This is a genomic window from Myxococcus vastator, from assembly GCF_010894475.1.
Classification (GTDB): domain Bacteria; phylum Myxococcota; class Myxococcia; order Myxococcales; family Myxococcaceae; genus Myxococcus; species Myxococcus vastator.
This window is the reverse complement of sequence record NZ_JAAIYB010000229.1, coordinates 1-12,977: the sequence shown is the minus strand read 5'-3', so window position 1 is coordinate 12,977 and position 12,977 is coordinate 1. Positions and strand designations below refer to the sequence as shown.

The window sequence follows — 12,977 nt, the reverse complement described above, 5'->3', positions numbered from 1 at the left end:
TGGGCCCCAAGTCCAGCTCCTCCACCACCTCCAGCACGAATCGCGCGAGGTGGTGCTCCGGCAGCCAGTCCAGCAGCGACGGCGGCAGCAGGAAGGCCTGCTGCACATTCCAGGGGCGGAACTTCTTGCTCATCCCCGGCATTCACCACGCGGGCCTCCCTCCGGGCAAGCCCCACCGCGATTACCGCGACACGCTCCTAGCGGCGCGACGCGGAGCGCCAGGTCGTAGCCTTCCTCGACGAGGTCGACCACCCGGTCACTGAAGGCCATTTCCAGCTCCAGTCCTGGGTGCTGGAGGACCAGCTCGCGCAGCAGCGGCGCGGCGCAGTACCGGCCGAACATCATGGGCGCGCTGACGCGCAGGCGGCCCGTGGGCGCGCGCCGCCCGGAGTCCAGCGCCGTCTCCGCCGCCTCCAGCTCCGCCAGCGCGCGCACGCAGCGCTCATAGAAGGCCTGGCCGTCCTCGGTGAGGCTCTGCCGGCGCGTGGTGCGCTGGAACAGCCGGGTCTCCAGCCGCTCCTCCAGCCGCGCGATGCTCTTCCCCACGGCCGAGCGTGAGAGCCCCATGCGCTCCGCGGCGAGGGCGAAGCTTCCTGCTTCCACGGCCTGCACGAAGGCGAAGACGCCCCCAAGGCGATCCATCATGACGCTGCTCCCATTGGTGCCCTCGCGTCTCCAGTGACTCGACAAAGTGTCGCCACTGGCGACGCTGCTTCGTCCGTATAGCTCCCTCATCACTTTCATGCAGGACGCGGAGCGGACGATGGGCGCAACGATGAAGCGTTGGCAGGCGAAGCAGGCGGGACGGGCGCACCTGGAGCTGGCGGAGGTGGAGATTCCCTCTCCGGGTGCAGGTGAGGTGTTGATCCGTGTGTCGGCCGTCTCCCTCAACTACCGCGAGAAGCTGATGCTCGACGGGGGCGGCTACCTGACGGCGCACCAGCCCTTCACGCCGGCCTCGGACATGGCGGGCGTGGTGGTCGCGGCGGGCGCGGGCGCGCACCGCTTCAAGGAAGGGGCCCGCGTCATCGCCAACTTCCAGACGGACTGGGTGGATGGGCCCGTGCCGCGTGGGACGGTGCGCAGCCTGGGTGGAAACGCGCCGGGCGTGCTGGCCGAGTACGTCCTCATGCCGGAGCCGTGGCTGGTGGCGTCGCCCGGAACACTGGATGACGTGCAGGCGAGCACGTTGCCGTGCGCCGGCCTCACCGCGTGGACGTCCCTGGTGGAGCTGGGCGGGCTGCGCCCGGGGCACACGGTGGTGACGCAGGGCACGGGAGGCGTGTCCCTGTTCGCGGTGCAGCTCGCCGCCGCCATGGGCGCGGAGGTCATCGTGCTCTCGGGGGACGAGGACAAGCTGGCGCGCGTGAAGGCCCTGGGCGCCGCGCACGGCATCCATCGTCGTCACACCCCGGAGTGGCACACGGCGGTGCTCGACCTGACGCGAGGCGCGGGGGCCGACCACATCCTGGAGCTGGTGGGCGGGGAGAACCTGGGCCGCTCGGTGAAGGCGCTCGCGTCGGACGGGCGCGTCTCACTCATCGGCGTGTTCGAGGGCTTCGAGAGCCGCTTCCCGGTGCAGCCCTTGTTCCTGACCTCCGGCGTCATCCAGGGCATCTTCGTCGGACACCGGCGCGGGCTGGAGAACCTGGTGCGCGCGGTGGACCGGCTGGCATTGAAGCCCGTGGTCGACGCTGTCTATCCGCTCGAGGCGCTGCCCACGGCGCTCGAACATCTGGACCGCGGGCCGTTTGGCAAACTGGTCATCACGGCTTGACCTGGAGTCGCGCATGCCGTCGGGCGTAGTGTCCCGAGCGGCATGCGCACACTCTACGGACTCAGCTACTCGCCCTGGACGGAGAAGGCTCGCTGGGCGTTGGACCACCACCGCGTTGCCTATCGCTACCGCGAACACCTGCCGCTCATCGGTGAGCCGCTGCTGCGCTGGCGTACGCCACGGGGTGTACGCCCCGCCGTGCCGCTGCTCATCGACGAGGGCGAGGCGTTCCCCGGCTCGTTCGTCATCGCGCGGCGCGCGGAGGAGCTGGGGCAGGGGGAGCCCCTCTTCCCCGCCGCGGACCTCCCGGTGATTCAGCGCTGGGATGACGACAGCGAGCAGGGCCTCGCCGCCGCGCGCGTCAGGGTGGTGGCGGCGTTGCTGGAGAATCGTCAGGCCCAGATGGAGAGCCTTCCCTCGTTCTTGCCCGAGGGGCTCCGGTCGGTGCTGGCGCCGGCCGCGAGGCTGGGCGCGCGCTTCGTGGCCCGCAAGCACCAGACGCCCGCGGACATCGACGCCGCCGTCCATGACAAGGTCATCCCCACGCTGGAGCGCCTGCGCGCGGCCCTGGGCGGCCGGCCCTACCTGCTGTCGCGCTTCAGCTACGCGGACGTCACGGCCGCGGTGCTGCTCCAGTTCGTGCGGCCGGTGGACGACCGCCACCTTCCCCTGGGCCCAGGGACGCGAGCGATGTGGAGCGACGCGGCGCTCGCCTCCCGCTTCCCGGACCTGCTCGAGTGGCGGGACGGCCTCTATGCGAAGCACCGCTGAAACGTGAAACGGCGCCAGCCTCGTGAGAGGTGGCGCCGTGGAGCCGAGGCCTTCGAGGCTCAGCCCGGCTGGCAGACCTGCCGGAGGATGTCGAGCGACTCCAGCGCCTTGCCCGCGCCCATCACGACGGCGGACAGCGGGTCCTCGGCGAGGAACACGGGCAGGCCCGTCTCCTCGCGCAGCAGCGTGTCCAGGTTCTTCAGCAGCGCGCCGCCACCGGCCAGCACGATGCCGCGGTCGGCGATGTCACCGGCGAGCTCGGGCGGGGTGCGCTCCAGCGTGAGCTTCACCGCCTCGACGATGCCGTTGACGGGCTCCGCCAGCGCGTCACGCACTTCATCGCTGGACACCGTCAGCGTGCGCGGCACGCCGGCCACCAGGTCGCGACCCTTGATCTCCATGGTCATGACCTCGTCCGTCGGGTACGCGGTGCCGATGCCCATCTTGATGAGCTCCGCCGTGCGCTCACCGATGAGCAGGTTGTACTTGCGCTTGACGTACTGGATGATGGCTTCGTCCAGCTTGTCGCCGCCGATGCGCACGCTCTTGGCGAACACGATGCCGGCCAGGCTGATGACCGCGACGTCGGACGTGCCACCGCCGATGTCCACGATCATGTTGCCGCTGGGCTCCGTCACCGGAAGGCCCGCGCCAATGGCCGCCGCCATGGGCTGCTCGATGAGGTAGACCTCGCGAGCGCCCGCGTTGGCCGCCGCCTCGCGCACCGCGCGGCGCTCCACCTCGGTGATGCCGGAGGGGATGCCGATGATGATGCGCGGGTTGACGAGCGTCTTGCGGTTGTGCGCGCTCTGGATGAAGTAGCGCAGCATCGCGGCCGTGATTTCGAAGTCCGCGATGACGCCGTCCTTCATCGGACGGATGGCCACGATGTTTCCCGGGGTTCGCCCGAGCATCTCCTTGGCTTCCTTGCCCACCGCGAGGACCTTCTTGCCCCCGCGCGAGTCCTGCTGGACGGCCACCACCGAGGGCTCGTTGGAGACAATGCCCTGGCCTCGGATGTAGATGAGCGTGTTCGCCGTGCCGAGGTCGATGGCGAGGTCACGCGAGAAGAGGGTGTGAAGCCAGTCAAACATACGGGGGCGGGAACTTTCGGGGGAGTCGGCGGAATTTCCCCGTCATCGCGGGGGCAGAGGCAGGCCAAGGTACTACGCGACGCAGCACGGAGGAAGAAAAGCCGGTAGCGGCTTTCATATCCGCCTGGGGGGCAGTCGGCCAGCGGACTCGGGCGCGCTCCCGGCTCTCAGGGAACGGACGCGGGCTTGGCCTGCGCCGACTCGAAGCGCGCCGCCACCAGGCCCGCCTCCAGCGGCTTCTCCTCGGGGAGCGCCGTGGGCGGCAGCGTCCCCTGAGCCTCCGCGTCGCGGTACTCCGGCGTCTGGCGCAGGGCCTCGCTGGTGACGTGGAGCAGCGTGTCACGGACAGGCTCGAACAGCAGGGCGGTAAGGTACCAGGCCGGGGCGTAATCCAGCCGGATGAGGCCGTGCACGCTCCACTTGTGCGGCGCGTAGTCCCACGGGCAGCGGCCGAGCAGGCGCTTGAGCAGCCACCCCGTGCCGTACTCCGCGCCGAAGATGAGCCCCGTGTAGGCCAGCGCCCGCAGCGGCCGGGGCAGGGGCTTGAGCCGGGCGGAGACCTCCTCCAGCGCCAGGGCCGTGCCTCCGTAGATGGGGTGCATCCACAGGTAGGTGCGCGCCGTGGCGCTCCGGTCCTTCTTCAGCGCGGCGCCCGTGCCGGTGAACATCACCTCGAGCACCCAACCCACACACCCGTAGACGAGGAATCTTGAAAGCACTTCGGAAAGCTAAGTCCGCCCCGCAAAAGGGGCACTCCTGCCCCGCGGGCCAGTGCTGACGGCCTGCCGCGGCTGTGCCATGGCGGACGGTGTGCCTGTCCCCATGGCCGGGAATCCAACCCGGACGACACGGGCCCACACGCCCAGGAGCCCGCCCAGGGCGGGCGGGCCCCCGACAGCGTCGGCTCAGCCCGGGATGCCGGCCGACCAGCGCTGCGTGAGGTACAGCTCGGCGAGCTGGGCCGCGGTGAGGTCCTGCTCCTCGCCCGCGTAGGTGCGCTCGGTGGAGAGGCCGACTTCGCCGCCGCCCACGCCCGCGTGGATGCCCACGCCCAGGTCACCGGTGACCTTGTGCTTGTCCTGGACGGTGGCCTTGATGTCGACCTTGTCCTTGAGCTGCTCCAGCGCCTGGCCCACGTCGCCCTGGGCGATGCTGCCGAAGGCGCCGCTGGTGGCGATGTCGTTGATGTTGCCGCTGATCTCCGCCTTCACCTCGCGGCCCGTCGCGCCGCCCAGGCCCAGCGCGGACGCGTTGGCCTGACGCGAGTCGGTCAGCGTCAGCCTGGCCTCCTGGGTGTCACGCACGCTGGCGCCCAGCTCGCGGGCGGTGCCCTTCGGGTCCTTGATGAAGTCGGTCGGGTTGAAGCCCTCGGGCAGCTCCACGCTCTGCTCCAGCTCCACGCCGAGCGAGCCGGACACGCCCGCGGACGCGTTGGTCGGCAGGGACACGGAGTCCCCGCCGCCAGTGGGGATGCCCACGCCCGCGGACGCGCTGGCGTTGCCGTTGATTTCCAGGCTCTGCTTGAGGGTCAGCTTCTGGGGCTTGCCGCCCTCCATTTCGATGCGGGCCGTGGTGCTCTGGTTGATTCCGGCACCCGCGCCGGCGCCCGCGCTGAGGGCCTCCGGCAGGCCCTTCATGCCCAGCTCGGCGTTGACGCTGGCCTCGGCGCCCAGCTTGAACTCCACGGCGCTCATGTTCTCCGTCAGGCCGGCCAGGTCCGACAGCGGATCTCCCAGGACCTGATTCACGCCAGCGCCCAGCACGGGGTTGCTGGCGGTGGCGCCCGCGGTGGCGGTGGAGGCCGCGATGATGCGGGTGGCGCGCTTGGCCTCCTCGGCGGTGTCGAACTGGAACTCCACCGTGGCGCCGGCGGTGCCGAAGGCCTCGGCGCCCACGTCCGCCGCGCCCTTGGCGCCCAGCTTGGCGGCGACGCCCGCGCCCACCTCGCCGGTGACGGACACCGTGTAGCCTCCGCCTTCCTCCTCACTGCGGCTGACGCCCAGGGTGCCCTTCACCTTGCCGGCCAGCGTGGCGCCGTTGGCCTCCGCATAGAGGCTGATGGAGGTGCTCTCACCCGGCTTGAGCTGGTCCACCTGCCGGTTGAGGTTGACCGCGTCGCCAATGGCCCGGGCCGTGTCCACCGGGTCGCGCACCACGTCGGCCGTGCCCTGGAGCACCCCGCCGATGATGTCGTTGCCGATGCCCTGCAGGGGGTTGAGCGTGGGCGCGTCCTGGATGGCCCGGCCCGCGAAGTCCAGCCCGTCCGCGGCGACGTCGGTGGCCTTGTCGAGCACCGGGCCCGCCCGGTTCACCGTCTCCTGGAGCACATTGCCCAGGCCATTCGCGGTGACGGTGGCCGCGGTGCGGCCCGCCTCGAACACGTCACCGGCGGCGTTGCGCACGTTGCCCGCCGCGTCCTGCACCCGGTCCTTGGTTCCCTCGACGACGTTCTGCGTCGTGTTGGCCACGCCGCCCACGGCCTTCTTGGTGACGTTGGCCACGCCGCCCACGACGTCACCGGCCTTGTCCTTGGCGCCCTCGACGACGTTCTGCGTCGTGTTGGCCACGCCGCCCACGACGTCACCGGCCTTGTCCTTGGCGCCCTCGACGACGTTCTTGGTGGCGTTGGCCACGCCGCCCACGGCGTCAGCGGCCTTGTCCTTGGCGCCCTCGAAGACGTCCCGGGTCCGCTCCTGGGCCACGTTGGAGACCTTCTCCTTGGCCTCCTGCGCCTTGGCCGCCGCGGCCTCCGCGGCCTCCGCGGCCTTGCGCGCCGCCGCCTCCGCCGCGCGCCGGGCCGCCTCCGCCGCACGCTTCGCCGCGGCCTCCGCGGCCCGCTTCGCCGCGTCCGCCGCTCCACCAATCAGTTTTCCGATTCCCATGGGGGGCTTCCTTCTCCAGGCTGTCACGGCCGTGGGTCGTCTCGCGGGGGCGGGACGCGGCGCGTGCGTGCATCAAGGGTGTGGTGCCGGCTGGGACCTTGTGGCGGGCCAGCCGAGGCCCTCCGCAGCGCCGAGCCTTGAAAGCAGGCGCGGTACTGGGTGAGGGCTGCCGGGATTCTCAGGAAATGAGGCGGAGGAGTTTCGTCGGCGCGGCAGAAACCTGGCCGACGAGCGCTGGATTGGCATTTTCCCGCCGCGGCGGAGCGCTTTACTGGGTGGCACCCGCGTAATACAGGAGAAGCGGATGTGCTCCGCCGGCCCGACATCTCCGCGATCTCCACCCAGGCGACGCGCGCACGGAATGCTGCTGGCCCTGGCCCTGGGCACGGCGCTCGCGTCCGTGCCGTGGAGCGACGCGCTGGGACTCGTGGTGTCTGCCGAGCTCCACGCCGTGTACGGGGCCTCCGAGGGCAGCGGCGCGTGGGTGGACCGGGGCGGCGCGGCCTTCGTGGGCAAGCGCACCCGGCAGTGGCGCTGTGGGAGCCTGGCCGGGGTAGGGAGTGATACCTGGGCCGCGGTGCTGAGCGCCCCGGCCGGGGCGAAGGCGAAGCCGTCCTTGGGGCGGGCACGAGAGGCCTTCCAGCCGGGCCTCCATGAGGCCCACCGCCAGGCTCGAGAACGGCGGCGGGCCGTTGCCACCGACACCGTCCGGCTGCTGCGCTCCGCGGCCTTGACGGCGCCCGGAGGCACCGCCGGTGACCGGCCAACGCTCGTCACCCAGTCGTTGCGCGGGCCTCCCGCGCGCGGCTGAAGACGATGCGCGGCTGAAGACGGCGGCTCACGCGCCCGCCTTCATTCGCTGCCTCCCGCATGATGCGCGGTCCGACGCACGCCGCCGGGCCGGTCCGAACCTCAATCTTCCGCTGGGTTTGTTCTTTCGAGGTGTCCCGATGCATGGAGCCCACGAGGTCCTCCAAGCCATTGCCGTCGTCCTGTGCGTCGCGGCCGTGACGACGGTCCTCTTCCAGAAGCTTCGCCAGCCCGTGGTGCTGGGCTACATCCTGGCCGGCCTCGTCGTCGGCCCATACCTGCCGGTTCCGCTCGTCGCCGACCCGGAGGTGGTGACGACGCTGTCGGAGCTGGGCGTCATCCTCCTGATGTTCTCGCTGGGGTTGGAGTTCAGCCTCCGCAAGCTGTTCGCCGTGGGGCCCACGGCGGGCGTCACCGCCGTCATCCAGTGCAGCATCATGATCTGGCTGGGCTTCGTGGTGGGGCGCGCCTTCGGGTGGACCACCCTGGAGAGCCTCTTCACGGGGGCGCTCATCGCCATCTCCAGCACCACCATCATCGCCAAGGCCTTCGACGAGCAGAACATCCGGGGCCGGCTGCGGGAGCTGGTGGTGGGGGTGCTCATCGTCGAGGACCTCATCGCCGTCCTCCTCATGGCCACGCTGACGGCCGTGTCCACGGGCACGGGCCTGTCGCTGGGCGAGCTGTCGCTCACCACCGGGCGCCTGGTGGCGTTCCTCGTCGGGCTGGTGGTGGTGGGGTTGTTCATCATCCCCCGCGCGGTGCGCTACGTGGTGAAGCTCAACCGGCCGGAGACGACGCTGGTGGCCAGCGTGGGCATCTGCTTCGCGGTGGCGCTGCTGGCGCAGGCCTTCGGGTACTCGGTGGCGCTGGGCGCCTTCCTGGCGGGCTCGCTGGTGGCGGAGTCCGGCGAGGAGAAGGTGGTGGAGCACCTGGTGCAGCCAGTGAAGGACATCTTCGCGGCCATCTTCTTCGTGTCGGTGGGCATGCTCATCAACCCGGTGCTCGTCGCGGAGCACTGGGCCGCCATCCTGGTGCTCACCGCGGTCGTCATCACCGGCAAGATTCTCAGCGTGGCGCTGGGCGCGTTCCTCACCGGCAACAGCACCCGCACCTCCGTGCAGGCGGGCATGAGCCTGGCGCAGATTGGCGAGTTCTCCTTCATCATCGCGGGCCTGGGCCTGTCGCTGAAGGCCACGGGCAACTTCATCTACCCGGTGGCGGTGGCCGTCTCCGCGATAACGACGCTCACCACGCCGCTCTTGATTCGCGCGTCGGGGCCGGTGGCCAGCTACGTGGACCGCAAGCTGCCCAAGCCGCTGCAGACGTTCGTGACGTTGTACGGCACCTGGGTGGAGCGGCTGCGGGACGCGCCCCGGCGCCAGACGTTCGGCGCGGCGGTGCGGCGGCTTGCGCGGCTGCTGGTGCTGGACGCGGTGCTGCTGATGGTCCTGGTGATTGGCACGGCGCTGATGGCGGGCAAGCTGGCCTCCATCATCGAGCAGCAGCTGGGCATCGATGAGAACCTGTCCCGGTACATCATCCTGGGCGGCGCGGTGCTGCTCTCCATCCCGTTCCTGGTGGGCGTGGTGCAGGTGGCGCGCCGGCTGGGCGAGGAACTGGCGGAGGCGGCGCTGCCGGGCCGCAAGGACGGGCGCGTGGACCTGGCGGCGGCGCCCCGGCGCGTGCTGCTGGTGACGCTGCAGCTGGGCATCATCCTGCTGGTGAGCGTGCCGGTGGTGGCGATTACGCAGCCCTTCCTCCGGGGCGCCATGGGCCCCCTCGTCGTGCTGGCCCTGATTGGCGCGCTGGGCGTGACATTCTGGCGGGGCGCCACCAACCTGCACGGCCACGTCCGCGCGGGCGCGCAGGTCATCGTGGAGGCGCTGGCGGCGCAGTCCCACTCGCGCGAGCCCGGCGCGGACGAGCACGCGCTGGACCACGTCTCCAAGGTGCTCCCGGGCCTGGGCGAGCCCGTGCCGGTGCGGTTGGAGGTCTCCAGCCCCGCGGCGGGGAAGACGCTGGCCGAGGTGAACCTCCGAGGCCTCACGGGGGCCACGGTGCTGGCCATCCGGCGCGGGGACTCGAGCGTGTCCGTGCCGTCCGCGCAGGAGGTGCTGCAGCCCGGTGACGTGCTGGCGCTGACGGGCACGCACGACGCGGTGGAGGCGGCCAAGAGCCTGCTCACCGGCGCGCCGACACCTGCCTTGGCACCGGAGCCGACGGGCGTCCAGGCGTGAGGGAGGGGGGCTACCGCTTCACGCTGTACTTGGCGATGGCGTAGAGGGCGCGCACGCCATCCTTCCAGCCAATCTTCTTGCCCTCTTCGTAGGTGCGCCCGTGGTAGCTGATGGGCACCTCGAAGACGCGCCAGCGGCCGCGGGCCACCTTGGCGGTGATTTCCGGCTCGAAGCCGAAGCGGTCCTCCTCCACCTGCACGGAGCGCAGCACCTCGGCGCGGAAGGCCTTGTAGCAGGTCTCCATGTCGGTGAGGTTCAGGCCGCTGGTCATGTTGGACAGCGTGGTGAGCACGTTGTTCAGCACGGTGTGCCAGTAGTAGAGGACGCGCCGGGGCGTGCCGGTGAAGCGGCTGCCGAAGACGACGTCCGCGTCCCCGTCGAGGATGGGCTGGATGACGTTGGGGATGTCGCGCGGGTCGTATTCCAGGTCCGCGTCCTGGACGATGATGATGTCACCCGTGGCCTCGGTGAAGCCGCGCCGCAGCGCCGCGCCCTTGCCCTGGTTCTCCTCCTGGAAGAGGACGCGCACCTCGTTGCGGTTGCGCGGCGTGCCCCCTAACAGGCCCACCCCCTGCTCCTGAAGCTGGCGCAGGAACTCACGGCTGCCGTCCTTGGAGCAGTCGTCGATGAGGACGAGCTCCTTGGGGAAGTCGACGGCGACGCAGCGGCGCAGCAGTTCGGCGAGGGTGGGAATCTCGTTGTAGACGGGGATGACGAGTGAGACGAGCATGGCGTTTTGCGGCTGTACCGCATTTTGCGTCATGGGGCGACCTTCTGACACGGGACGTGTGGGCCGGGTGGGGCGCGGCGTTCAGCGGAGCGCCGCGGCCCGGAGCGCGTCCATGAGGGCGTCCAGGTCCGCGTCGGTGGTGAGCGGGTTGATGAGGGTGACACGGAGGTGGATGCCGCGGGGCAGCCTGGTCTGCACCAGGTAGAAGTCGCCGCGTGTGACGAGGCGCTCGCGCAGCTTCGTCTGGAGGGCGTCCCACTGCTCGGCGGGGACGTGCGCGGGGGTGTGGCGGAAGCAGAGGATGTTGCACTCGGGCGGCACGGCGACCTCGAAGTCGCTGGCGGCGGAGAGGCGCTCGGCGAAGCGGCGGGTCTGCTCGTAGGACTCCGTCACCGCGTCGGAGAAGAGCCGGGTGCCCAGCACCGCGAGGCAGGCGTACACCTTGAGGGCCATCATCTCCTTGGTGCACTCCAGGGTGCGCAGGGCGATGTCGCTCCAGGGGCGCTCCGCGTCGCCGTGGAAGATGTAGCTGGCCTCCTGGGAGAAGGACTCGAACGAGCGGGCGCCGTCGCGGAAGAGGACGGCCGTCACCAGCGCGGGCATCAGCAGGCCCTTGTGAGCGTCCCAGACCACGGAGTCCGCCCGGTCGATGCCGCGCACCAGGTGCCGGTGGGCGGGGCTGAGGACGGCGGAGGCGCCGTGCGCGCCGTCGACGTGGAACCACAGGCCGTGGCGCTCGCAGAAGTCGGCCACGGGCTCCAGCGGGTCGAAGGCGCCGGTGGCGGTGGAGCCGGCGCTGGCGACCACGGCGATGGGCTTGCGTCCCGCGCGCGTGGCGGACTCGAGCGCGGCGTCGAGCGCCTCGGGGCGCAGGCGGAAGTGTTCATCCACGGGGACGGGCGTCACGCCGCCTTCGCCAAAGCCCATGATGCGCGTGGCGCGGGCGAGGCTGTAGTGCGTCGTCTGGGCGGTGAGCACGGTGAGCGGCGGGCCGGCGTGGGCGCCGCCGTTCCACGCGTCGTAGCCGGCCCTGGCTTGGCGCGCGGCGAGCAGGGCGGTGAGGTTGCCCAGGGAGCCGCCGGAGGTGAGCACGCCGTCCGTCGTTTCGGGCAGGCCGAGCCGCCCGGCCATCCAGCGCAGGACGTTGCGCTCCATGGCGGTGGAGACGGGGCCCATCTCGTACACGGCCATGCCGTTGTTGAGCAGGGAGGACACTGCGTCGCACAGGGCGGCCAGCGGCACGGGCGCCGTCACCTGGTGGCCCACGTAGCGCGGGTGGTGCAGGTGGTTGGAGCTGGAGAGCACGCGGGTGATGAGGTCGGCGAAGTCGCCCGTGGGGGCTTCGGGGAAGGCCGCGGCGAAGCGGTCCACGTTCACCGCGGGGGCGGCCCAGGGGAGCACGGGGCCTTCAGCGCGGGTGGTGCGCGCGAGGTAGTCGGCGAGCATGTCCATCAGCCGGTGGGACTCCCGGCGGAAGGCGTCAGCGTCGTAGGCGGCGGCGATTCGCGCTCGGAAGTCCGTCATGGTGCGGCGGAACGTAGCCGTGCCGGTGCGAGTGCGGAATGGTCCCTTCGTCTGTTACCGGGTGTGCGGAGAACCCTTGGTAAAAGGGGGCAAGTGAGCAGGCAGGGTGGCGTGTGGTGGCGGCGCGCACTAAGTCTGGCTCACGGGGCGCGCCTGTCGTGTGTCCCGCTCACGTGAGGAGGATGGCCATGGCCGACCCGAAGGTGACGATTACCTACTGTACTGCTTGAGGCTACAGGCCTCGGGCCGCCCGTGCGGCGGCCGCATTGAAGGATGAGCTGGAGGTAGAGGCGGAGCTGTTGCCGGGCCCTTCGGGCAGCTACGAGGTCGCCGTGGATGGCAAGGTCGTCATCCGGAAGGCGTCGCTCGCATTCCCCACGGACCACGAGGTGGTGGACGCGGTGGCGAAGGTGCTGGGGCGGTAGCGTGATTTCCTGCGATTCTGGAGCCCATCCATCAGGGCGCTCGAAACGGGGCGCCCATCCATCAACCACCGTGCTCAGCAACAGCGCTTCGTCGCGCAGCATGCCTGACGGACGTTGAGGAGCGCCGCCACGGTCATTCCTGTTCGCGCGGTTGGCACCGTGCGCGGAGTTGATCCGTCTTGGTGACGTAACACGTCTGTCTATACCCCGACGGGCCGGGTTGCCCGTGACTCTTTCAGTGCCATGCCCACCCGGTCCGCCGTCTTGTCGGACCAAACAGGGAACCTCTGTCCTGAGCGCCCCTGCTGGGGCCTCCCACGGAGGCGTCGATGGGCATGCATTGGAGCTGGGCCGTCGTGTTGCTGCTGTTACCCGGGGTCGGCGGGGCGCAGGAGTCTGTCACCCCAGCGGACGTTGATGCCGCCGTGCGCAGGTTGGAGGAGGCCTTTTCGCCCACCACGTCCGACCCGACACCTCCGTGGACGAACCTGTTGCGCATGGACGCGGCGACGTTGACGTTGCTGCCCCGAAGGGGCGAGGGCACCGAAGAAGGCTTCGTACAGGTGGAGCCCATGGTGGCCTTGGAGAAGGGGGAGTCGTTGCGCCTCATTCTCGGGGCGCCGGTACGGCTGCGGCTGTGGGGCGGAGAAGAGGGCGCGGGCCTCGTGAGGAAGGAGGACTGGGACACGCTGTCCGACTGGGGGCAGGTGGTGCGCCTTTTCAT

Annotated in this window: 11 protein-coding genes and 1 pseudogene; 6 read left to right on the top strand and 6 right to left on the bottom strand. The window is 70.6% G+C overall.

The window, feature by feature from the left end; all coding sequences use genetic code 11:
- Positions 1-129 precede the first annotated feature (129 nt).
- Positions 130-645, bottom strand: coding sequence for a LysR family transcriptional regulator (locus G4D87_RS21960; RefSeq protein ID WP_240358486.1), 516 nt, complete (start codon positions 643-645; stop codon positions 130-132).
- Positions 646-742: 97 nt separating this feature from the next.
- On the opposite strand from G4D87_RS21960, the gene G4D87_RS21955 reads away from it, so the two are divergent.
- Together G4D87_RS21955 and G4D87_RS21950 are read left to right on the top strand one after the other, a co-directional pair.
- Positions 743-1,777, top strand: coding sequence for a zinc-dependent alcohol dehydrogenase family protein (locus G4D87_RS21955; RefSeq protein WP_240358485.1), 1,035 nt, complete (start codon positions 743-745; stop codon positions 1,775-1,777).
- A 42-nt stretch (positions 1,778-1,819) separates the two neighbouring features.
- Positions 1,820-2,548, top strand: coding sequence for a glutathione S-transferase family protein (locus tag G4D87_RS21950; protein ID WP_163784034.1), 729 nt, complete (start codon positions 1,820-1,822; stop codon positions 2,546-2,548).
- Positions 2,549-2,607: 59 nt separating this feature from the next.
- Here G4D87_RS21950 and G4D87_RS21945 read toward each other — a convergent pair whose 3' ends face one another.
- From G4D87_RS21945 to G4D87_RS21935, 3 genes are all read right to left on the bottom strand, one after another.
- Positions 2,608-3,642, bottom strand: a complete 1,035-nt coding sequence (locus G4D87_RS21945; RefSeq protein WP_163784032.1) for a rod shape-determining protein — start codon at positions 3,640-3,642, stop codon at positions 2,608-2,610.
- Between the two features lie 167 nt (positions 3,643-3,809).
- Complete coding sequence (locus G4D87_RS21940) at positions 3,810-4,331, bottom strand: putative ABC transporter permease (protein ID WP_240358484.1); 522 nt, start codon at positions 4,329-4,331, stop codon at positions 3,810-3,812.
- 216 nt (positions 4,332-4,547) lie between these two features.
- Positions 4,548-6,524, bottom strand: coding sequence for a hypothetical protein (locus G4D87_RS21935; protein ID WP_163784029.1), 1,977 nt, complete (start codon positions 6,522-6,524; stop codon positions 4,548-4,550).
- A gap of 361 nt (positions 6,525-6,885) precedes the next feature.
- Between G4D87_RS21935 and G4D87_RS21930 the strand changes: the two genes are divergently transcribed.
- The gene (locus G4D87_RS21930) at positions 6,886-7,335 is read left to right on the top strand and encodes a hypothetical protein (protein ID WP_240358483.1); all 450 of its coding nucleotides are present in this window, start codon (positions 6,886-6,888) and stop codon (positions 7,333-7,335) included.
- 139 nt (positions 7,336-7,474) lie between these two features.
- Entirely contained in the window at positions 7,475-9,574 is a 2,100-nt protein-coding gene (locus G4D87_RS21925) for a monovalent cation:proton antiporter family protein (RefSeq protein ID WP_163784025.1), read from the top strand.
- Positions 9,575-9,584: 10 nt separating this feature from the next.
- Here G4D87_RS21925 and G4D87_RS21920 read toward each other — a convergent pair whose 3' ends face one another.
- Both G4D87_RS21920 and G4D87_RS21915 read right to left on the bottom strand, forming a co-directional pair.
- On the bottom strand, positions 9,585-10,304 hold the full coding sequence (locus G4D87_RS21920; protein ID WP_163784024.1) for a glycosyltransferase family 2 protein: 720 nt from the start codon (positions 10,302-10,304) through the stop codon (positions 9,585-9,587).
- 81 nt (positions 10,305-10,385) lie between these two features.
- Positions 10,386-11,828: a pyridoxal phosphate-dependent decarboxylase family protein gene (locus G4D87_RS21915; protein ID WP_163784022.1), complete on the bottom strand. Its 1,443-nt coding sequence runs from the start codon at positions 11,826-11,828 to the stop codon at positions 10,386-10,388.
- Between the two features lie 188 nt (positions 11,829-12,016).
- Here G4D87_RS21915 and G4D87_RS38945 point away from each other — a divergent pair, with 188 nt between their 5' ends.
- Positions 12,017-12,253, top strand: a complete 237-nt coding sequence (locus G4D87_RS38945; protein WP_238539988.1) for a SelT/SelW/SelH family protein — start codon at positions 12,017-12,019, stop codon at positions 12,251-12,253.
- Positions 12,254-12,582: 329 nt separating this feature from the next.
- Positions 12,583-12,977: pseudogene (locus G4D87_RS21910) on the top strand (hypothetical protein); the annotation flags it as partial.

What these genes read in the sequence shown, in the direction of transcription:
- G4D87_RS21955 (WP_240358485.1), top strand. Translation starts at nt 743, where the DNA reads ATGCAGGACGCGGAGCGGACGATGGGCGCAACGATGAAGCGTTGGCAG.
- G4D87_RS21920 (WP_163784024.1), bottom strand. Translation starts at nt 10,304, where the DNA reads ATGCTCGTCTCACTCGTCATCCCCGTCTACAACGAGATTCCCACCCTC.
- G4D87_RS21960 (WP_240358486.1), bottom strand. Translation starts at nt 645, where the DNA reads ATGATGGATCGCCTTGGGGGCGTCTTCGCCTTCGTGCAGGCCGTGGAA.
- G4D87_RS21915 (WP_163784022.1), bottom strand. Translation starts at nt 11,828, where the DNA reads ATGACGGACTTCCGAGCGCGAATCGCCGCCGCCTACGACGCTGACGCC.
- G4D87_RS21945 (WP_163784032.1), bottom strand. Translation starts at nt 3,642, where the DNA reads ATGTTTGACTGGCTTCACACCCTCTTCTCGCGTGACCTCGCCATCGAC.
- G4D87_RS21935 (WP_163784029.1), bottom strand. Translation starts at nt 6,524, where the DNA reads ATGGGAATCGGAAAACTGATTGGTGGAGCGGCGGACGCGGCGAAGCGG.
- G4D87_RS21925 (WP_163784025.1), top strand. Translation starts at nt 7,475, where the DNA reads ATGCATGGAGCCCACGAGGTCCTCCAAGCCATTGCCGTCGTCCTGTGC.
- G4D87_RS21950 (WP_163784034.1), top strand. Translation starts at nt 1,820, where the DNA reads ATGCGCACACTCTACGGACTCAGCTACTCGCCCTGGACGGAGAAGGCT.
- G4D87_RS21930 (WP_240358483.1), top strand. Translation starts at nt 6,886, where the DNA reads ATGCTGCTGGCCCTGGCCCTGGGCACGGCGCTCGCGTCCGTGCCGTGG.